The sequence below is a fragment of the Bifidobacterium phasiani genome, assembly GCF_019331775.1.
Taxonomy (GTDB): domain Bacteria; phylum Actinomycetota; class Actinomycetes; order Actinomycetales; family Bifidobacteriaceae; genus Bifidobacterium; species Bifidobacterium phasiani.
In genome coordinates, this window is sequence record NZ_JAHBBD010000027.1 from 1 (window position 1) to 20729 (window position 20729).

Annotated in this window: 15 protein-coding genes, 4 tRNA genes and 1 pseudogene; 5 read left to right on the forward strand and 15 right to left on the reverse strand. The window is 72.6% G+C overall.

The genetic code is table 11. From position 1 onward, the window contains the following. Positions 1-1500: 1500 nt before the first annotated feature. Positions 1501-1588 (reverse strand) — tRNA-Ser (locus tag KIH73_RS09415). Between the two features lie 612 nt (positions 1589-2200). On the opposite strand from KIH73_RS09415, the gene KIH73_RS09420 reads away from it, so the two are divergent. Then, positions 2201-2392: a hypothetical protein gene (locus KIH73_RS09420; protein WP_219082886.1), complete on the forward strand. Its 192-nt coding sequence runs from the start codon at positions 2201-2203 to the stop codon at positions 2390-2392. A 40-nt stretch (positions 2393-2432) separates the two neighbouring features. Then, positions 2433-3707 carry a DNA polymerase IV gene (gene dinB / locus KIH73_RS09425; RefSeq protein WP_219082888.1) on the forward strand — a complete coding sequence of 425 codons (1275 nt, stop codon included), beginning with the start codon at positions 2433-2435 and terminating at the stop codon, positions 3705-3707. Positions 3708-3743: 36 nt separating this feature from the next. Here the strand turns inward: dinB and KIH73_RS09430 are convergent, their stop codons facing one another. The 14 genes from KIH73_RS09430 to KIH73_RS09495 all read right to left on the reverse strand — a co-directional run bounded on the left by KIH73_RS09430 (position 3744) and on the right by KIH73_RS09495 (position 18332). Then, a complete protein-coding gene (locus tag KIH73_RS09430; protein WP_236022703.1) occupies positions 3744-4877 on the reverse strand; it encodes a glycoside hydrolase family 172 protein in 1134 nt (377 codons plus the stop codon). A gap of 45 nt (positions 4878-4922) precedes the next feature. Continuing rightward, positions 4923-6116 (reverse strand): succinyldiaminopimelate transaminase, encoded by a 1194-nt coding sequence (gene dapC / locus KIH73_RS09435; protein WP_219082890.1) that lies wholly within the window; start codon positions 6114-6116, stop codon positions 4923-4925. A 156-nt stretch (positions 6117-6272) separates the two neighbouring features. Further along, on the reverse strand, positions 6273-6593 hold the full coding sequence (fdxA, locus tag KIH73_RS09440) for a ferredoxin (RefSeq protein ID WP_219082892.1): 321 nt from the start codon (positions 6591-6593) through the stop codon (positions 6273-6275). 90 nt (positions 6594-6683) lie between these two features. Further along, positions 6684-7886 carry an FAD-binding protein gene (locus KIH73_RS09445; protein ID WP_219082894.1) on the reverse strand — a complete coding sequence of 401 codons (1203 nt, stop codon included), beginning with the start codon at positions 7884-7886 and terminating at the stop codon, positions 6684-6686. A 305-nt stretch (positions 7887-8191) separates the two neighbouring features. Next, complete coding sequence (rpmG, locus tag KIH73_RS09450; RefSeq protein ID WP_219082897.1) at positions 8192-8362, reverse strand: 50S ribosomal protein L33; 171 nt, start codon at positions 8360-8362, stop codon at positions 8192-8194. 50 nt (positions 8363-8412) lie between these two features. Continuing rightward, positions 8413-8486 (reverse strand) — tRNA-Met (locus KIH73_RS09455). 4 nt (positions 8487-8490) lie between these two features. Further along, positions 8491-8562 (reverse strand) — tRNA-Thr (locus KIH73_RS09460). Position 8563: 1 nt separating this feature from the next. Further along, a tRNA-Tyr gene (locus tag KIH73_RS09465) sits at positions 8564-8645 on the reverse strand. A 252-nt stretch (positions 8646-8897) separates the two neighbouring features. Further along, complete coding sequence (locus KIH73_RS09470) at positions 8898-9974, reverse strand: histidinol-phosphate transaminase (RefSeq protein ID WP_219082899.1); 1077 nt, start codon at positions 9972-9974, stop codon at positions 8898-8900. Positions 9975-10051: 77 nt separating this feature from the next. After that, a complete protein-coding gene (locus tag KIH73_RS09475) occupies positions 10052-14695 on the reverse strand; it encodes a transglutaminaseTgpA domain-containing protein (protein ID WP_219082901.1) in 4644 nt (1547 codons plus the stop codon). A gap of 2 nt (positions 14696-14697) precedes the next feature. Further along, entirely contained in the window at positions 14698-15747 is a 1050-nt protein-coding gene (locus tag KIH73_RS09480; protein ID WP_236022704.1) for an AAA family ATPase, read from the reverse strand. Between the two features lie 152 nt (positions 15748-15899). Further along, on the reverse strand, positions 15900-16193 hold the full coding sequence (gene groES, locus KIH73_RS09485) for a co-chaperone GroES (RefSeq protein WP_219082903.1): 294 nt from the start codon (positions 16191-16193) through the stop codon (positions 15900-15902). A 183-nt stretch (positions 16194-16376) separates the two neighbouring features. Continuing rightward, positions 16377-17696: a hypothetical protein gene (locus KIH73_RS09490; RefSeq protein WP_219082905.1), complete on the reverse strand. Its 1320-nt coding sequence runs from the start codon at positions 17694-17696 to the stop codon at positions 16377-16379. A 36-nt stretch (positions 17697-17732) separates the two neighbouring features. Continuing rightward, positions 17733-18332, reverse strand: a complete 600-nt coding sequence (locus KIH73_RS09495; RefSeq protein WP_219082925.1) for a GNAT family N-acetyltransferase — start codon at positions 18330-18332, stop codon at positions 17733-17735. 322 nt (positions 18333-18654) lie between these two features. Between KIH73_RS09495 and KIH73_RS09500 the strand changes: the two genes are divergently transcribed. From KIH73_RS09500 to KIH73_RS11005, 3 genes and pseudogenes are all read left to right on the forward strand, one after another. Continuing rightward, positions 18655-19515, forward strand: a complete 861-nt coding sequence (locus tag KIH73_RS09500) for a 5-formyltetrahydrofolate cyclo-ligase (RefSeq protein ID WP_219082907.1) — start codon at positions 18655-18657, stop codon at positions 19513-19515. 63 nt (positions 19516-19578) lie between these two features. After that, on the forward strand, positions 19579-19776 hold the full coding sequence (locus KIH73_RS09505) for an FmdB family zinc ribbon protein (protein ID WP_219082909.1): 198 nt from the start codon (positions 19579-19581) through the stop codon (positions 19774-19776). A 116-nt stretch (positions 19777-19892) separates the two neighbouring features. Then, a pseudogene (locus KIH73_RS11005) lies at positions 19893-20213 on the forward strand (SAF domain-containing protein); the annotation flags it as partial. Positions 20214-20729: the final 516 nt, after the last annotated feature.

The window sequence follows — 20729 nt, forward strand, 5'->3', positions numbered from 1 at the left end:
CAGCCTCAACGCCTCTCGCCGAAACCCGTCATCATAACGCTTCCTCCGATCCTCCCGCATACGCAAGAACCGCACCTCCGATCATCGAATCTGAATTTCTCCAGTCCAACAATCGGGGTGCGGTTCAATCGGGCATATGCGGTCCTTTCCTGGGCGGGACGGCGACGGCGCCGCGTGTGACTGTCATCATTATGCCCCGTTCGGGCGGCGCGGCGGGCGGAGGCGACGGCGCCCGGAACGGGCCGCGGGAAGACGGCATGCGCATGGCACAATGTGCCATACGCCTTGGGCCGACCCGAGACACGCCCGAGTCCCCGACGTCCGACGCCTCGCCCGGTTCGGACTGATGACGCCCGTTGCATCGCATCTGTCGGCCGGAGTTGGCGAGCTGAAGCCTCGCCCGGTCCGGGCTGATGACGCGGCATGCGGGAATGAGCCCTCCATGCGCCCGATGGCCCGCCGGCCGGCAGGAGACACGGGCCTTGCCGCAGCTATCTCCATTAGTTGTAGCGGATTCGGTGTCCTGCAGACATCCATCTGGATTAAGTGAGGCGGCCGGACACGCCTACCCGCAGTAGCGGGGCGCGGCATGACGCCATCCGTACTCCGGGTATCCGGCACAGGCCGCCTCACGTAGTCCAGTTGGATGTCTGCAGGACCTCAAAAGTGCTACAGGTAATGCAAATGCATCGCAGCGGGACACCATGCCGGGCGCGCCGTCGTTCATGCAACCGGTTCGATCGGGCGTGTGGTCCGCGGCGGAACGTGCCGACCTTGTCAGTCGCCCGGCACCGCACCGCGCCGGCCTCGCCGATGAGACCGGCCCGCCCCGCGCACTTGCGCGCCTGCCGGCACCACCGCCACGCAATCCGGCATCGCCGCCCCCCGCGCATCCGCGCATCGGCCCTGATTGGCGCATTCGTGACGGCGACTTGCGCGAATGCGCCATGCGCACGGCCGTATTTGACGCATTCATGTAAGTCGCCGTCACGAATGTGCATCTCGCGGCCTGCCCTGTCCCGCGCCGACCTGACGACGGCAGGAGACCGGCGCCGCAATCAGCGGCACGGGGCCCTCCCGCGCCGACCCCGATACGGGATGACACGGGACAGCACGGGATGGTACGGGACGATATAGGACGATACCCCCGCAGCAGCGACGACGCCCGCGAAGGCGGATTCGACATCAGGGCAGGACGGGCCGGATGATCACGGCATGCATGATGCACCCGACACGCCCAGGCAAGCCCCGCATTCCGACCCGTAACCCCACACGTCCTATGGGACTGAGGCCTATAGGAACCGAACACGGCGATTATTGGCCTATAGGAACTGAATGTGGTGTTTATATCCGGGGTCTGGCCCTGCGGCTGCAGGCGGCGCCGGGATGGTCTTAGCGTAAGGCCGGGTCAATGCGCGGGGCCGCGGCACCGGCATCGCGGGCCGCAACGCCCCGGCGCAACGAAAAAGGGTTCCGGGAATGTCCCGGAACCCTTGTCGGCGGAGTCAGAGGGATTCGAACCCTCGAGCCGCAATCAGCGACTAACACCTTAGCAGGGTGCCCCTATCGGCCACTCAGGCATGACTCCTTGATTATGGTCGCCGCCCCCAACGGGGCAACAGCAATATACTGTACCATCCCCCGCGGACTCGAATCGCCGCGTGCTCAAAAAACACACGGGAGACGCCGTGAAGGACCATGCCATGCGGCTCCGGGACCACCGCGGCGTCCGGCGCGATACGGCCCGCGATGCCCCGACACGATGGGCCACTCCGCCCGGCGCGATACGGCCCGCGATGCGATAGGCTTCTCTGCTTCGACATGACGGGGCCCGCTGCTCAGCACGACGGTCCGCTCCGCTTCGGCATGATGAGTCCCACGTCCAGCACGACAGGTCCCGCCCCTCGACGCGACGACCCCTTCCGCTCGACGCAATGAGCCCTTCTGCCCGATACTATGGGTCCCCCTGTTCGACACGACGGCCCCTCCGCTCAACATGATGGGACTCTCCGCTCGACATGATGAGTCCCACGTCCGGCACGACAGGTCCCGCCCTTCGACGCGATGAACCCTTCCGCTCGACACGACGCCCCCTCCTGCCCGATGTGACCGGCTCCCCTGCTCGGCACGGTGGACGGAAGCCATGCACTCGGCGCACCGCTGGTCGCGGAGCTGTCGGGCCTGCCATGCTCGACGCGACATGGACGCCGTTCTGGCCGTGTCCGGCAACACCATGTCGGGTCCCACCGTGCACGGCGCGACGGATTCCGCCCACCGCACCGGCTGCACGCGCATCGTCGGGCCCGCCATGCGCGGCGCGACGGGTCACTTCGGAACAGTCGGCACCCCCGATGAAACCTGGCGCGCCATGCCCGACGCGACGGGACGGTAGATATGTACCGCCCCCTCGTCGGCACACGTAGGATGGGCATATGAGCACCGCACCGAGAATCGAAGCCGCCAAGCGCGACTGGGGTCATGACGAGACCGGCTGCACGGTGCTGCACATCGACATGGACGCGTTCTACGCCTCGCTGGAGGTGGCCCGGCACCCCGAGCTCAGGGGCAGGCCCGTCATCATCGGCACGGGCCCGCGGTCGGTGGTGTCCGCCGCGAGCTACGAGGCGCGCCGCTACGGCATCAACTCGGCGATGGCGAGCGCCCGCGCGCGCCAGCTCTGCCCGGACGGCGTGTTCCTGCCGGTGGACATGCGCTACTACCGGACGATGTCGCGCCGCATCTTCCAGGAGGTGTTCGGCCAGGTCACCGACCGCATCGAGAAGGTGTCGGTCGACGAATGCTACATGGACGTCTCCGGCGCGCTGCTGCGCTGGGGCTCCCCCAGCGCGATCGGCGCGTGGATGCGCCGCGAGGTCGCCTCCCGCTACCACGTGACCTGCTCGGTCGGCATCGCCGCGAACAAGCTGGTCGCCAAGATGGCCTCGACGAACGCCAAGCCGGACGGCATGCTGCTGATCCCCAAGGCCCGGCACGCCGAGTTCGTGCAGATGATGCCGCTGCGGGGCATCCCGGGCATCGGCCCGTCGCTGGAGCGTCGGCTCAACGCCTGGGGCATCGACTCGGTGGCCGACCTCGCCGCCGCCGGCGAGGACACGCTGGCGCAGGCGACCGGCTCCCGGACCGTCGCGCACGGGCTGGCGCTGGCCTCGCACGGCATCGACGGGCGCGAGGTGGTGCCGTACACGCCGGAGAAGTCCGTCGGAGCGGAACGCACCTTCGACGCCGACACCACCGACATGCGCGTGGTCAACGCCCTGCTGCGCCGCTGCTGCGACGAGGTGGCGTCCACGCTGCGCCGGCGCGGCCTGGTGGCGCGCACGCTCACCGTCAAGCTGCGGTTCGACGACCTGCGGTACGCGACCAAGGCGCACACGATGGACCGCGCGACGGACACGGCCAGCACCCTGTACCCGCAGGCGACCGCGCTGCTCAGGGCCATGCTCGGCATGCCGGCGGACGCGCCCGACGACACGCCGCTGCCGAAGCGGATCCGCCTCGCCGGGGTCAGCGCGAGCGGCCTGGGCGAGGCCTCGGTAACGGCCGTGCAGCCCTCGCTCGACGATCTGCTCGAGGAGTCGCAGGCGCCGACCGGCGAGACCAGGTCGGCGCGGATGCGCGACGCGGAGCAGGCGCTCGACGCGATCCGCCGGCGCTACGGAAAGGGGGCCGCCAGCCTGGGATTGTGAACGGAACCCGTCGCCGCCGGGCGTCCGGTCGTCGCGCTACCTCGGCCAGCGCGACGCGGCATCGGGCAGCGCGGGGAACGTGCCATGCGGTTCGCTCTGATACCAGTACGCGACCGTCGACACGTCGTCGCTGCGTTCGAACAGCCCGCGATGCCCCACGCCGATCTGCTGCAGCGTGACCCGGCAGTCCCGCTCGAAACGGATCGGGTCGGGGATGTGCCATCGGTAGAAGCCGCGCTGCGGAGGCACGTCGTCGTTGTGGTAGTCGTTGCGCACCAGCCCGTCATGCCGCGAATAGTACGGGTAGCCGATGTACGGCATGCAGTAGTTCTGCTCGACGGTCCGCCCGCCGGACTGCCGGGCGAAGCTCCACGAGCCGCCGAAGTAATCCTCGGTGCCCGTGCCGCATATCGTCGGGTATTCCGCGTCGCCGTCGAGGTAGAACTTCATCTCGCCCTCGCCCCACCAGTAGCGCTCCAGCGTGCTCAGCGCCAGATACGTGCCGACGTAGTGGCCGCGGCCGCTCACGCCGTCCAGCACCACGTAGTCGCGCCCCCGTTCGGTGACCGGCTGGCGCCGCCACTGCGCGTGGAAGTACGCGGTGTCCGCAGGCAGCCCGTCGTCCATCAGCGCATAGTCGATCTGGAAGAAGAACGCCGGGATCGCGTTGACGTGCTGGTTCTCCAGCGTGACGCGCGCATGCCGCGCGAACGGCATCCGCCAATAGCAATTGAACCCCCGGTTCGGCGCCACGCACACCGCCATCGAGTTCACCGTGCAGGCGCGGGCGAATCCGCAGCAGAAGAAGTCGCCCAACGGCGTCTCCACGGACGGCGTCTCCTCGTCGTCCCAGTACATGCGCAGCACCAGGTCGCGCAGCACGAAGCAGTCGGCGTCCGTCGTCTTCTCGTCGACGGTGCACCAGATATGCGTGATGCAGCCGGGCCCGTCGATGTCGGCCAGCGTCGCGACGCCCCCGGGCGGGATGTCGTTCAAGCAGGGCGAACCCTTGCGCCCCACGCCCAGCACGCCGGCGGCCATGCCGCCACGGCCGGGTTCGCCGGTCGGGTTCTCGGCGGTGATCGCCCGGCTGCGTTCATGGCGCAGCGTCGTCAGCGACGACAGCGTCCCGGCGTCGAAGATCGGATCGCCCATCATGGCACCTCCCATATGTCCTTGGCCCGCCGTCCACGGCCGGCGGACGCGGTCCGTCCGTCACCGGGACGCGGCGGCCGCCCCGAGCCGTTCGACCGCGGCCGCGACGGCGTCGTCGCCGGCGGTGGCGGAGAAGCGCAGGTAGGCCGGCGCCCCGTAGAACTCGCCGGGGCTGGGCACGATGCCGAGCCGGGCCAGGTCGTCCATGTCGCGCCAGCAGTCGCCGGAACGGGCGCGCGTCCAGACGTACAGCGCGCCCTGCGGCATCGCCGCGTCGTACCCGTAGGCGCGCAGCGCCTCGACCAGCGCGGCGAGCCGGGCGCGGTAGCGTTCCCGCTGCTCGGCCACCGCGTCGAGGTCGCGCAGGCCCATCGCCATCGCGGCCTGCACCGGACCGGGCACGATCTGCCCGATCTGCTTGCGGTAGGCGGTCATCCGGTTGACCAGCGCATGGTCGCCCGCGATGAACGCGGCGCGGTACCCGGCCATGTTCGACTGCTTGCTCAGCGAGTACAGCACCAGGACGCCGCTGGCCGTGCCCTCGCACACCTGCGCGTTGAGCGCGCACGGCGCGGACATCAGCGACCGGGCCGCCGACGCCTCCCCCGCGCCGGCCGGCTCGCCGCCGCGGAAGCGCTCGCCGCGCCAGTCGAGCAGCGCGTAGCATTCGTCGGACAGCACCACGGCGCCGATCTGCCGGGCGGCGGCCACGATCTCGGCGAGCCACTCCGCCGACAGCACCTCGCCGGTCGGGTTGCACGGCGAGTTCACCCACACCGCCCTGACGTTCGGCACGCCGCGCCACGAGTCCACATCCGACACGTCGTCGACCTTGAGCACCGTCGCGCCGGCGAGCTGCGTGCCGATCTCGTACGTCGGGTACGAGACCTTCGGCTGCACGACCACGTCGCCGGGGCCGAGGCGCAGCAGCGACGCCATCAGCGCCACCGCCTCCTTGGAGCCCACCGTCGGCACGACGCCGGCGTTGATCGCCCCCAGGTCCACGCCGCGCACGTCGCGGAACCAGTCCGCGATCGCCTGCCGCAGCTCCGGGGTGCCGGCCGTCGCCGGATACCCGTACGCGTTCGCCTCGCCGGAGGCCGCGGTGAGCGCGCCGCGCACCGACAGCGGCACCGCGTCGACGGGCGAGCCCACCGACAGATCGACCATGCCGCCAGGATGCGCGGCCGCCACGCGCTTGCAGTCGGCGATCCGCGACCAGTCGTACGGCGACGAGAACTGCGAAAACCCCATGACGCTCCTTTGCTCGATGGCTGCGATGCCGGCGTGCGCCGACCGTTCCTTCTCCAGCATACGACGAGGGCCGCCGCATGGCGCGACGGCCCTCCACATGTCCGTGCGGACGGCGCCCCGACGGCTCCGAGCCGACGGCGGCGCCCCGCGGCAGGGTCAGCCGTTCTGCGGCGGCAGCGCGGCGACCTGCGCGGGATCCTTGCCGAGCGGGCCGGCGGCCGACGCGCCGCCCAGGTCGCCGACCTCGGCGAAGAAGCTCACCGCGGCGTCCTTGTACCAGGCCCACTCATCCGGCAGATCGTCCTCGTAGAAGATCGCCTCGGTCGGGCAGACCGGCTCGCACGCGCCGCAGTCGACGCACTCGTTCGGGTTGATGTACAGCGAGCGGGAGCCCTCGTAGATACAGTCGACCGGGCATTCGTCGACGCACGCCTTGTCCTTGACGTCCACGCACGGCTGGGCGATCACATACGGCATAGCACACCTCCAACATTCAACGACGTTGCTCCATAGCTTACGCCGGGCACCGGAAAGACCCGCGGGGCCCGCCCGCGCCCGGCGCTGGCGTCACAGCGCAAGGCCGACGACGACCGGCTCGGGCAGCAGCCGCACGCCGAACGCCGCCTGGACGCCGTCGCGCACGGTCCTCGCGAGCGCGGCCACGTCGTCCGCGCTTGCGCCGCCGCGGTTGGTCAGCGCCAGCGTGTGCAGCGTGGACAGGCCCGCCGCGGCGTCCGGCGCCGTCCGGAAGCCCTTGTGGAAGCCCGCGTGGTCGATCAGCCACGCCGCGGAGGTCTTCACGCCAGGCGTGCCGTCCGGCAGGACCGCGTCGAATCGCGGCGCGTCCTGCGGCAGCCGGGCGGCCTCGTGATCGGTCAGGACCGGGTTCATGAAGAAGCTGCCGCAGCTGTGGCGGTCGCGATCGGGCCGGGTCGCGGCACGCTCGGCGTCGCCGTACTGCGCCCGCAGGGCGGCGCGCATCTGGTCGTCGCGCTTGGTGCCGGCCATCGCGGGGTTCAGGTACCGCGCCGCGTCCTCGAGCATGCCCTTGGCGGCGCGCACCCGCAGCACCGCGTCGCGGATCGCTCCGGTGGCCATGCGCTCGCCCACCCCGACGCCGAGCGCCTTGGCGAGCTGCCCGTAGCCGACCACGCCGGTCGGGCTGTGCCGCAACGCGAAGGTGACCGACAGCACCACGTAGCGCGGGGTCGGGAAGAACCGGTCGGAGGGCACAGCCGGCGCCGCGTACATGCTGGTCTTCAGCGCCGAGGTGCGGTATCCGAAGGCCAGGTCGGCGGCGGACAGCTCGGCGGTCCGCTTCTCCAGACGGTCCCACACCTCCACGGACTCGACGCCGGACGCCACCTCCTGGCCGTAGGCGCCGATGTTCTGCACCACCGAGGCGCCGACCGTGCCCGGGATGCCGGACAGGCCCTCCACGCCCTCCAGGCCGAGCCCGACGGTGAACGCGACGAAATCGTCCCAGTTGCAGCCGGCCTCCGCGTTGACGTGCACGGTGCGGTCCCCGCCCTCGACCGGCGCGGCCTCGTCGGGCACGGTGATCGCGCGCCGCGCGTCGCGCACGACGACGCCGTCGAACGGGGCGTCCGACACCAGCATGTTGGAGCCGCCGCCGACGACGCACAGCGGCACGCCGCGGCCGTCGGCCTCCTCGACGGCCTCGATGACGCCGACCCGGGAGGTGGGTTCGATGAACCGGGCGATGTGGCCGCCCACGCCGATGGTGGTGATATCCGCGAAACTCGTCATGCTTGCCATGATAACGTGCGGGCGTCTTGGACGTCCGGCGTCCGGCGACACGCCGAAGGGGTCCGCAGGGTTCGGGGGATGGTCCGCGGGGAGGGGCGTCATGACGCCGAAGCCCGCGGACCATCCGGCGAAGTCCGCGGCCCCCTTCGGCGTGTCGCGGGCCGGACGAGGGATCAGGCCCGAACGGCCCTCTCCGACCGGCATGCATATGCGCCCGATCGACGTGCGCGCGCCCGGCCGCCCCTCCCGCCTCGACAAAACAAAAAAACCCGACCGTTTCGGTCGGGTCCAATGAAAAGCTTGGTTCAGCGGGTCTCGCGGTGGACCGTCTGCTTGCGGCAGCGGGGGCAGAACTTCTTGAGCTCAAGACGATCCGGCGTGTTGCGACGGTTCTTGGTCGTGATGTAGTTGCGTTCCTTGCACTCAGTGCATGCCAGCGTGATGCCCGGACGGATGTCGGCGCTCTTGCTTGCCATTGTCATTCACCTCTGTGTTCGTTCCACTGCCGACCGGCTGTCGGCCCTTGTAGCGAGGAAGAGACTCGAACTCTTGACCTTACGATTATGAGTCGTACGCTCTAACCAGCTGAGCTACCCCGCCAGAGAGCCTCGGGTGAGAATCGGACTCACGACCTCTTCCTTACCAAGGAAGTGCTCTACCACTGAGCTACCGAGGCGTGGCGGATAGTGGATTCGAACCACTGAAGCACGAAGCGCCTGATTTACAGTCAGGTCCCTTTGACCGCTTGGGAAATCCGCCGTGCCACCGCTTGGAGGCCTAGGCCTCAACCGGCAACTTGGCTATCTTGCCACGGCTGCGGAAAAAGTGCAAATCGAAGACACGCCGGGCGGGTCGCAAACGGCCGCGAACCCCCGCCATTGCTTGCGACACGCTGAGCGACGGGGTGGCGCGGACACTCCGCCCGCCCACGCGCCGGGAGCCGGCCGCGGACCACGCCGGAGCATCCGCCGGCCCGGCCCGCCGCCCCGCGCGCCGGGCCGGGCGCCCGGGTCACATGCCGCGGGCCTTGAGCTCGGCGCAGGCCTCAATCACCAGGTCGCAGGCCTCCGGCTCGCCGATCGACACGCGGATGCCCTCGCCGGAGAACACGCGGGCCGACAGCCCCTTGTCCTCGAACACGCGCGCCGCCTCGTCGGTGCGCTCGCCCAGCGGCAGCCAGAAGTAGTTCGCGTACGGCTTGGGGAACTCCCAGCCCTGCGCCGTCAGCGCCTCCGCCACGCGGTCGCGTTCGGCGACGATCGCGCGGACGCGCTCGTCGAGCTCGTCCTGGGCGTCGAGCGAGGCGATCGCCGCGGTCTGGGCGATCTCGGTCACGCCGAACGGCAGCGCGACCTTGCCCAGCCCCTCGACCACGTCGGCCGGCGCGATCGCGTAGCCGATGCGCAGGCCGGCCAGGCCGTACGCCTTCGAGAACGTGTGGGCGACCACGACGTTCGGGTACTCGCGGTACAGGTCCATCGCCACGCTGGTGGCCGGGTCGGTGTTGAACTGGAAGTACGCCTCGTCGAACAGCACCAGCACGTCGGAGGGCACCGCCTCCATGATGCGGCGCGCGTCGGCGTCCGAGATCGAGGTGGCGGTCGGGTTGTTCGGGTTGTTGACGATGACCAGGCGGGTGCGCTCGTTCACGGCGGCGATCAGGCCGTCCACGTCGTGGCCGCCGTCCGGCAGGTTCGGCACCTGCACGCTGGTGGCGCCGGCCCCCGCGACGATCAGCGGGTACGCCTCGAAGCTGCGCCACGGGTAGACGATCTCGTCGCCGGGGCCCGCGACGAGGTTCACCAGCATCGTGATGACCTCGGTCGAGCCGCAGCCGAGCATCACGTTGGCCGGCTCGACGCCGTAGCGCTCGGCGAGGCGCTCGACCACGGCCCAGCCGCGCATGTCGGGGTAGCGGTTCATGCGGCCCGCCTTGCCCGCGACCGCCTCGACCACGCTGGGCAGCGGGTCGAAGGCGTTCTCGTTGCTGGAGATCTTGTAGGTCCGCACGCCCTCCTTGGCGGGCGCGGGCTTGCCCTGCTTGTATCCGGGGATGGTGTCGATGATTGCGCGATGTTTGTACGTCATGGCTCCATCCTATGCCGGCGCGGGGTGCGGGCACGCCCCGGTCTCGCCATGCAGCCGGCGCGCGGCCGCCGGCGCGGCTACCGGCGCCGCAGCGAGGCCGGGGCGATGCGCCGGCGCCATCCGGCGAGCCGCGGGTGCGCCGACCGGGCGTCGGCGGCCGACTCGATGGCGTCGACGGCCGCCGAGCAGGCCTCTGCCGCGCCGGCCGCATCGGACGGTCCGGTCGCGGCGGAGGGCTCGGCCATGCCGGGCCCTCCGGACGGGCCGGCACCTTCGGATCCGACGGGGACGCCGGCACGACGCACGGGATCGATCCTGCCGGCCGCGCCCACCACGGCGGTCCCGCCGAGCGTCCCGGCCATGCCGGTCCCGCCGGACGGGTCGGCCATGCCGGTTGCGACGCACGGACCGGTCATGTCGGCCCCGCCGGACTGGTCGGCGCCGCCGAACGCCGCCGCGGCGGCGCGCTCGGCGATGCCGACGATCGTTCCGGCAGCCGCGGCGTCGGGCACCGAATCGGCGATGCGGCGCGCGACGTCGCGGTCGGTGTCGTCGGCGGACCACCGCAGCCCGCAGTCCCACGCGGTGTCCGTCACCTCGCGCCAGGCCAGCGTCCACGCCCGCCGGGCCGCCGCTCCCCCGCCGCGGCCAGCGGCGATCCGCCCCAGCCGCAGCCGGCGGCGCCGACGACGGACAAGTCCCGGGACGGCCGCGAGCAGCGTGCACGCCGCCAGCGCCGGCACGGCCCACACCATCGCCGGCGGGCGCACCCCGCCCTGCCCGTCGGCGGCCGGCGACGCCGATGCCGTGGCGTCCGAGCCGTCGGTCTCGCCGGCGTCGGTTCCGAGCGCATCGGCGTCGGAGCCGCCCGTGGTCTCGGCGTCGGCATCCGGGTCGGCGGGAGACGGGTCGACGAGGCCGAGAGGCTGCGTCTCGCCGGCCGTATCGGCGTCGGAGGCGGCCGGCTCGTCGGGCGATGCGGGCGTCACGTCGAAGGGCACCCAGCCCACGCCGTCGATGTACGCCTCGGTCCAGGAGTGCAGCTGGCCCGCCGCCACCGCATAGGAGCCGTCGCCCTGCTCGGGGTCGCCGGAGCCGGGCGCGTAGCCGAGCACCATGCGCGTGGGCACGCCGAGCGCGCGGCCGAGCACGGCGAGCGCGGCCGCGTAGTGCGAGCAGTAGCCCGCGCGCGCGTCGAGGAAGTCGGCGACCGTCTCGAGGTTGTCGCGCCCGTCGCCGTCGGGGGCGTCGAGCGTGTACGTGAACCCGTTGGCCGGATCGGTGAAGTAGTCGACCAGCCAGCGCATCGCCGCGACCTGCCGGTCGTAGCCGTCGGCCGCATCCGCCACGGCGGCCCCGGCCCGGTCCGCGAGCGAGCGGATCGAGGCGGGCAGCTCGTCGGGCAGCGTCGTGTAGCGCTCGTGGACGGCGGCCTCGGACGCGGCCAGCATCCGCAGCGCCTGGGTGCGGGCGTCCGACCCGTCGAACGCCGGGTAGGCGCCCGACGTGCCGCCCGCGTAGGTGACGAGGTTGCGGGTCGAGGGATCCTGCAGATACAGCATGTAGGAGATGTACGAGAGCGACGCCGAGGCGGCGGAGGCGGCGTCGAGGGTCTGGATACTCAACACCGCGGTGCCGCTGCCGTCCGGCGCGGGCACGACGATCGAGTCGCGCCCGGCGAGCGTGACGGCCGGGTCGTCGCTCCACAGCGCGATCGCCGCCTGGTCCTCGCCGCGGAAGGCGACGACGAAGCTCTCGTCGCCGCCGAGGTGGACGCGGTCGCAGAAGTCCGGGTCGAGCACGAGGTCGCGTTCGGTTTCGAGCGGGTCGAGCGACCCGATCGTCGTGCCGTCGGCGCCGAGCACGGCGCCGTCGTCGCGCAGCTCGACCGGCATGACGATCCAGCCGTCCTCGGCGGTCGCGATCCCCGCGTCGACCAGCGCCCGGCGGCTTTCGCGCCGCAGCCGCCAGTCCTCCGCGTCCGGCTCGCCGTCGGCCGTCAGCGCCTCGCCCCAGGCGTGGATCGACTCGACCTGCGCGAAGCCGTCCGGCGAGACGATCGGATCGAGGTAGGTGCCGTACGCGCTGTAGTCGACGCCCTGCGCGGCGGAGCCCTCGCGGTTGTAGACCGTGCCGTCGGAGTAGGTGGACCAGCCGCCCGCGCCGTTGACGTACCGGGTGATCCCGGGCACGGGCAGGAACCGCGAGTTCAGCGACCGGATCGTCACCGACGCGCGCCGCGTGAGCGAGTCCAGCGGCGCGTACCCCCGGCCGCGCACGATGCTGGACACGGTGCTGCCGCCGAGGCTCCACCAGGAGTAGTCCTGCGCCGCCTCGTAGCCGCCGTAGCCGGCGTACTCGCCGGTCAGCGCCAGGTAGGCCTGGACCGGCGAGAACGCGCCCCGCCAGCGCTCCTCGCCGCTCATCATGTTGCTGGAGTCGCGGCCGAGCTGGATGACCGAACCGTAGAACGCGCCGTCGCGCGCCAGCGCGTCGTCGAAGCGCCAGGTGTCGCCGTCGAAGGAGCCGAGCGTCGTCATGCGCATGTAGAGGCGGCGGTCGGCCGTGTAGGTGAACGCGATGGCCGACGACCCCTCGTCCAGCGAGCGCTTGAGGTCGATCATCGGGTTGATCGTGGTCGAGGAGAACAGGCCGCCCGACGAGCCGAACGACAGCGGCACGGCGTACGCCAGGTTCAGCGACGCCGGGGTCGCGGCCAGCGTGAGCGCGACGGTGAGCGCGGCCGAGACCGCCCCGGCGGCCGGCAGGGCGCGCCACGGGCCGCGCGCCCAGAGCAGCGCCGCGAACGCGAGCGCCGCCAGCGCGATCTGCCACCAGGCGGCGCCGTGGCCGACCAGCCCGTAGTCGGCGCCGAGCGCGACGACCGCCGGCAGGGCCATGCCGGGGGCGCTGGAGCGCCAGAACAGCAGGCAGCGGACGATGACGGCGACCAGCGCGCACAGCACGATGAGGAACACGTCGCCGGCCGGGTCGACGTCGAGCGGCGGCAGCTGCGCGCGCAGCCCCTCGAACCCGGAACCCAGCACGGCCGCGAGGACGCGCCACGCGGGCGCGCCGGAGGATGGCACGGCGACGGCGGCGACGGGGACGTCCGCGGGGTCGGCGGCGGCCCATCCCTCCAGCAGCGCCGCCACGGCCCCGCGGTCGAACAGCCACACGCCCGTCATGGCATGGATGCGCGCCGCCACGACGGCCGCGGCGGCGAACGCGACCGCCAGCGCCGTCGCGAGGACGCGGCAGGCGCCGCGCAGCGCGGTCCGCCATCGGATCGAGGATTCGACGGCGATCACGGCGAACACGGCGGCGGCGAACCATGGCCACCATCCGGTCGGGGCGGCGATGTCGGCGAAGGCGTCGAGCGTCAGCAGGAACAGCGCGAGCAGGGCCGCCGCCGCGACGGCCTGCGCGATTCGGCGGTGCCGCGCATGCGGCTCGTCGTCCGTCGCCTCCTCGTCGGCGCGCCCGGCGACGGGCCGTGCGGCGGCCGCGACGGGCGCCTTGGACTCGCCGGTGATGGTCGGGCCGTCCGGCAGACGCAGCGCGATGCGCTCGTAGGCCTGCGGCTCCCCGGGCTGTGCGGCGGGCACCCGCACGACGTTCAGGCGCGAATCGGGCACGCGGGCGCGCAGCGCGCCGGCCAGCGCGCCCTGCGGCCGGTCGGTGAGCAGGGTCACGGCGGCCCCGCCCCGGGCGGCCAGGCCGGCGATCGCCTCGGCGCGGCGCGCGACGTCGTCGCCGGCCCCGGACGCGGGCGCGAGCGCGGCCAGCAGCCGCAGCGCATGCGGCCGGTCCTCGGCGAGGGTCCGTCCGTCGGTGAGGGCGATGCGGCCCCCGCGCCCCTCCGACCGCCATGCGGCCGCCTCCTCGGGCAGCATCGCCATGGCCTCGCGCACCGCGGCGTCCACGGCGTCCGGGTCGGCGCCCGCCGTGTCGATGGCGATGACGGCGGCGGATTCGGAGTCCAGGCCGGTCTCCCGCGTCATCAGCGTGCCGAGGTGGGCGCTGTGCCGCCATGCGATGAGCCGGGGAGGGTCGCCGGGCGCGTAGTCGCGCACGCCGCCCGTGTGTTCGTCCTGCGCCGGGCCGCGCCGCCGCACGCTCGCGCGGGCGCGGCTTCCGACGGCGGCGGGGTCCGGCAGCAGCACGTAGTCGTCGCCGCGGGGCAGCGGACGGCGGACGGCGAACAGGCCGAACGGGTCGTCCCAGCGCGCCACGGTGCGCAGCCGCCGGTACCATCCGCGCCGGGCCGAGGGCCCGCCCACGAACCGGCGCACGCACGCGCCGTCCATGTCCAGCCGCACGTGGCGGTCGCTCACGCAGACCCGGTGCGGCAGCAGCAGGCGCCTCCGGCCGCGCGCCCGCACGGTCACCTCGCGCTCGCCGGGCCGGCCGGTGGCGAACGCGTCGGCATCGTCCACGCCGTCCACGTCGTCGGCTCGGATCAGCGCGTACTGCGCGACGGCGAGCGCCAGCCCCCAGACCCAGGCGATCGTGGCGGCGAGCGCCGCGCCGACCAGCGCGCGGTCGTCCATCAGCAGCGCGGCGTACCACAGCGCGCCGGCGAGCGCCGCCAGCAGCAGCCCGGAGGGCGTGGGGCGGATCAGGCCGTGCCAGCGCCAGCGCGGGCGGTCCAGGAACGCGCGGATGCGTCCGGGGCGCCGGCCGCGCCCCGCCGCGCCGCGTGTCCCGTCGCCGGACATGCTCACTCCCGACCGTTCACGGCCGTGCGGCGGCGCAGGAAGCCCCGGAACGCGCCGTCGGCGGCGTCGCGCAGGTCGTCGGCGCGGGGCACGGGGGTCTGCTCGAGGATCGCCCGCACGACCCCGCGCGCCCGCGCCCGCTCCGCCATGCCGGCGCCGGCGAGCACCAGGCGGTGCGCCAGGACCGGCACGGCCATCGCGCGGATGTCGTCGGCCAGCACGAAGGGGCGGCCGTCCATCAGCGCATGCGCCCGCGCCATCGCGGCCAGGTGCAGGCTCGCGCGCGGGGACGCGCCGTACCGCACGCCCTCGCGGTGGCGCGTCGCGTCGGCGATGGCGACGATGTACCGCGCCATCCGCCTGTCGAGCGCGACGTGCGCCACGGCCGTGCGCGCCGCGGCCATCTCCGCCGGCCCGCACACCCGGTCCAGACCGGCCAGCGGGTGCGCGGCGTCCGGGGAGACCAGCATGCCGGTCTCCGCCTCGGCGTCCGGGTAGCCGAAGCTGGCGCAGGCCATGAAGCGGTCGAGCTGGGCCTCCGGCAGCGGGTAGGTGCCCTCGAGCTCGATCGGGTTCTGGGTGGCGATCACGACGTAGGGGTCGGGCAGCCGGTGGGTCTCGCCGTCGACGCTGATCTGCCCCTCGCCCATCGCCTCGAGCATCGCGGACTGGGCCTTGGGGTTCGCGCGGTTGATCTCGTCGGCGATGATGATGTTCGCGAACAGCGGGCCGGGGTGGAACTCGAAGCGGCCGGTGGCCTGCGCGTACACGCTCACGCCGGTCAGGTCGCCGGGCAGCATGTCCGGGGTGAACTGGATGCGGTGCACCTCGCCGCCGATCGCCAGGCCCATGGCGCGGGCCAGCGTCGTCTTGCCCACGCCGGGCACGTCCTCCAGCAGCAGGTGCCCGCCGGCGGCGAACGTCGCCACCGCGAGGACGATCACCTCGCGCGAGCAGGACAGCACGCCGTCGAGCGCATCGACCAGCCCGGCGAGCACCTGGCCCGGCGCCCGCTCCGGTCCCCCGCCGGAACGCATCGCAGAATCCGCCATCGTCACCCCCGTCCGTGGTGTGTTTCTGCCATCATACGTGTTCGAGCGGCTTCAGGTTCAATCGGCCGGTCGGCGGCGCGGCCGCGGATACGACGGGACCCCGGGTTCCATGCGGAGCCCGGGGTCCCGAGACGTGACGCGGTGCGCGGCGCTCAGCCGACGATGGCGAGCAGGTCGCGCGAGGAGACGATCAGGTAGTCCTCGCCCTGGTAGTGCACCTCGGTGCCGCCGTACTTGGAGTACAGCACCTTGTCGCCGACCTTGACGTCCATCGGGATGCGCTCGCCCTTGTCGTCGCGGCGGCCCGGGCCGACGGCCAGGACCTCGCCCTGCTGCGGCTTCTCCTTGGCGTTGTCCGGGATGAACAGACCGGACGCGGTCTGGGTCTCGGCCTCGGCCTGCTTGACGATGATCTTGTCTTCCAACGGTGTGAGTGAGATCGACACTGTGGACCTCCTCTTTCTACAGAGAATCGATATGGTCTTCCGCGCCGGGGCATTGCCGCCAAGAGGCTGACGAACACTTGCGGCGCCGTCCCTTCGCGCTAGGACACATCGTAGCGCGATTGTTAGCACTCTGCCAACTCGAGTGCTAACGCTGAGAGTGAAACCGCCGGGAAACGCCGTCGATCAGGCGCCGCGACGCGCCAGGATCGCCTCGAGCCCGGTGCCCAGCGAGTCGTCGGAGGCCTCCGGGGCGTCGACCTGGGCCTCGACCTCGTGCTCGTGGAACGTCACGGCGTCGTTGAGCGCGCCCTCCGGCTCGGCGGCCGGCTCCGGCGCCGCGGCCGGTTCCGGCGTCCCGGCGGGGCGCGTCTCGGCCCGGTCGGCATGCTCGACCACCACGGGCTCGACCGGGGTCTCCGGCTCCTGCACCGGCACGGCCTTGGCCACCTGCCTGGTCGAGCGGATCTCCAGGCTCTGCGGCTCGGCCGTGGCGACGTCGAAGCCGTCGCGCGGGGCGCCGAGCGAGAACGAGATCAGGTCCTGCGACGTGGCCATGTCGAACGCGTCGATGGCGCGCGCCGGGGTGACGCTGCTGAGTTCGGCGGTCATGTCGGTCACGGCGATGGCATGGCCGTCCGGCTCGGCCTGCGACGGCGCGGCGGCCTCGGCCGATGCCTCCTGCGGCTGCGCGGCCGACGGCTCCGGCTGGGGTTCCGGTTCCGCGGCGACGGGGCGCGCGTCGTCGGCGGCCTGCGCGGCCATCGCGGCGTCATGCTCGCGGCGGCGCTCCTTGCGGCGGGCCAGGGCCTCGGCCTGCTCGCGTTCGGCGTCGCGCAGGGCGCGGCGGATCTCGCGCTGCTCCAGCACGTCGGTGGGCGCGGACTGCCCGTCGGGCACCTCCGAGGTCACCACGCCGGTGGTGGCGACGATGCCGGACGACCGGTCCTGCGCGTCACGGTCCGCGGCGACGTCGAACGCGGCGCGGTTCTCGGCCCGCGGCGGCGCGGACGGCTTCGCGGCGCTCGCGCGCGCGGCGGCGACCCGGCGCTCCCACGCGCGCGCGTGACGGGAGGCCCGCGCCCCCAGCGCGAGCACGACCCCCAGCAGCACGGCGGGAATCAGGGCGAACAGCGGACTGAAGCGCAGCGGGAAGGACAGGGCGAGCACCGCCACGACGACGGCGAGCAGCGAGACGACGATGATACGGCGGCGACGGATGGCCGCGCGGCGCAGCCGGCGCACCTCCGCGATGCGCTCGGGTGACGGCACCGCGCCATGCGACCGTGCTGACTGCATAATGGCCCCTTTCGCCTGTGGCGTATGCACATCCGAGAACCTCGTGCCGCTGTCGGCATCCACCAGATGCATCGACGGCGAGTAGCGGTCCTCACGGTGCTCGTTCACCCGTTCCATGCCGTTGGCGGTACGTTTCGGCAGCCACACGGCCAATGCGATCACGACGATCACCAGCACGACGACGGTGCTCAGCGATTCGTAACCCATAACCCACAAGGATAGGTGACTTTCCTCCGACATGCGCTATTGCTTCCGGGCGTGTCGGGCCAGGAGCCGCGCGGCGAACCCCTCGCCGGCGTCCTCCGCGAGCAGGCTGAAGGTCTCGTGGTCGCGCCACCGGCCGTTGACGTACATGTATTTCGGACGGATCCCCTCCCGGTGCGCGCCGAGCTTGCCGACCACGCGCAGCGAGCGCGCGTTCTCGGGCAGGATCGCGATCTCCAGGCGGTGCAGGCGCGGCCCGTCGGGGTCGACCAGCGCCCAGTCGGCCAGCATCGCGACCGCCAGCGGCGCGAATCCGCGTCCGGCGCACCCCTCGTCGACCCAGTAGCCGACGACGCCGGTGCGCATCGCGCCGTAGCATATCGCTCCGAGTGAAATCTGCCCGACGATCCGGCCGCGGTGCTCCATCGCGAACACCACGCCGGTCCCCTCGCGCTCGTTGCGCCGCAGCCGCTGGATCCAGCCGTTGAACGTCAGCGTCGCCCCGCGCATCGGGTCGCCGGACTCCCACGGCGACAGCCAGGCGTCGTTGCGCCAGCGCACGGCGTTCCATTCATCGGCGTCGTCGGCGCTCAGCGGGCGCAGCCGCAGGCCGACGGGCGACTCCAGGCGCTCCGGCATGCGGATGGCGTTCTCGGACGCGGGACGCAGCGTCTCGCACAGCGTATGGAAAACAGACACGTTGCCATTCTCGCTCAGCGCCGCCGTCCGGCGCGCCGGACGCCCGGCCGGACGCGTTGCGCCGGGCGCGGCGAATCCCGACCCTGCGAGGCCGGACCGGGCCGACGACCGCCCCGCGCCGTAAGCCCTCGCGATATCCCCGCCCCCCCCTGCGGGACCGGACGCCACGACCGGTCGCGTTGCGCCGGGCTCACCGATTCGCGCCCGGCGAGGCCGGGCGGGTGGGTCGGCGCGATACGCCGGACGTGGTACAACGGCGGGGATGAACGAGAAAACCGCCCTGCGCCGCGCCCTGCTGGACCGCCGGCGCGGCATCACGCCGGAACGCTCGCGCGCCGCGGGCATCGCGCTGCTCGCGCGGGCGCGCGACGCGGGATTGCTTGACGCCGTATCGCCCGGCACGGGCTTGGCCGACAAAGGTTTGCTTGATGCCGGGTCGCCCGATGCAGGTTTGGCCGATAGAGGTTGGGCCGACGCCGGGTCGCCCGACGCAGATTTGGTCGATAGAGGTTTGACCGACGCCGGATCGATCGACGCGGGCGCGTCCGGCGCCGCACCGCAGGAAGCGGCGGGCCGGGGCGCCTCCGGCCGTCGGGCGCCGACCGTCGCGGCGTTCGAGCCGATCCGCGGGGAGATCGACACGACGCCGCTGATCGACGCCTGGCTGGCGGCCGGCGTGCGGGTGATCGTCCCCGCCTCGATGACGCACGTCGCCTGGCGGCGGCTCCGCCCGACGCGGCGATGCGGCGCGGATGCGGCGGGCGACGCCCGGGGCGCAGCCGATGACGGGACCACAGCCGACGGCCGGCACGAGAACGATGATCGGGCCGGGGCCGATGCGACCGAGCTCGGCCCGGACGCGCTCGCCGAAGCGGACCTTGTGCTCGTCCCCGCGCTCGCCGTGGACGCCGCCGGCACGAGGCTCGGCCGGGGCGGGGGCTGGTACGACCGCGCGCTGGCGCGCCGCGCCGCGCACGCCAGGGTCGTCGCGGTGTGCTGGCCGTGGGAGTGCGTCGACCGGCTGCCGCGCGAGCCGCACGATGCGCCGGTCGACGCGGCGCTTACTCCCGCGCGGGTTATGCCGACGGGAACATGGCGGCCGCGCTGTCACGGCGCCGACTAGGATATGTACGGTGTGTGAGGGCCGGCCGCAGCCGGCTTCCCGAGACGTTGTGGAGGATAACCGTTGCCTACCTATCATTACCGCTGCAAGAACTGCGAGTACGACTTCACCGAGCGCCAGTCGTTCGATGACGACCCGATCACCGTCTGCCCGGAGTGCGGGCAGGAGCAGGTGCGCAAGATCTATTCCGCCGTCCCGATCGAGTTCAAGGGAAGCGGTTTCTACCGCACGGACGGCGCGTCCAAGTCCAAGTCGGAGTGACGCGACACGCCGGGCGTTGTGGATAACCGGTTCCGTTCGACCACAATGCCCGACCGGACTGGATGCCCGGAGCGCGTATGGCCCATCATGCTGGCATGATGGGCTTTTTTGATGCCATGCCGGGGCGCCGCCAATCCGGCGGCCGGCGTTCCGACTCGCTGCGCCGCCGCCGGCTGGCGGCCGTGTGCCGTCGGTGGGCGGCCGCGCTGGCCGTCGGGATCGCGGTGTTCGCCGCGCTGCAGTGCGTGGCGCTGTCCGTGCGCACGTGCGCCGTCGCCGTGGCGGCGGCCGATCTGGACCGCGGCCGGGTGGTGGCCGGCGCGGACGTCGAGGTGCGCCGGTTCCCCGCATCCGCGGCGCTGGACGCCGCGTTCGGTTCCGCGGATGAGGTGGCGGGCCTGGTGCTGCAGGTGGATGTGCCCGCGGGCACGCCGCTGTTCCCCGCGATGGCGCGGGCCTCCCCGGTGGCGCCGCCCGGGTCGGCGGTCGTCGACGTGCGCCTGACCGGCGACGCCGAGCGGCTGGTCCCCGGCGACGTCGTCAGCCTGATGACCGGCGGCGACTGCACGCCGCAGGATGCCGCGCCTGGCCCGTCGGACGCGACCGGAACGGACGGGTCGGAACCAGGCGGGACGGGACCGGGCGGCGAACCATCCGGCGACCCGAGCATGGAGAACGGCACGGCCACACCGCAGGAGCCTTACGCGCCGTCCGGCGGCGGGGCCGGCGACGCGGGCGCGTTGCGCGCGTGCACGCTGGCCGCGGCGGCGGTCGTCATGGACCGGGCGCGGGACGACGACATGGGCGGCGCCAGCGTGCCGTTCGCGATGCCGGCCGACGACGCGGTCCGCGTCATGGCCATGCAGGATCGCGGCATGATCATGGCCGTCGCGACATCCGACGACGCCGTCCCCTGGCATGCGAATCGCGTCGGATCGGCCGGCGGCGCGGCA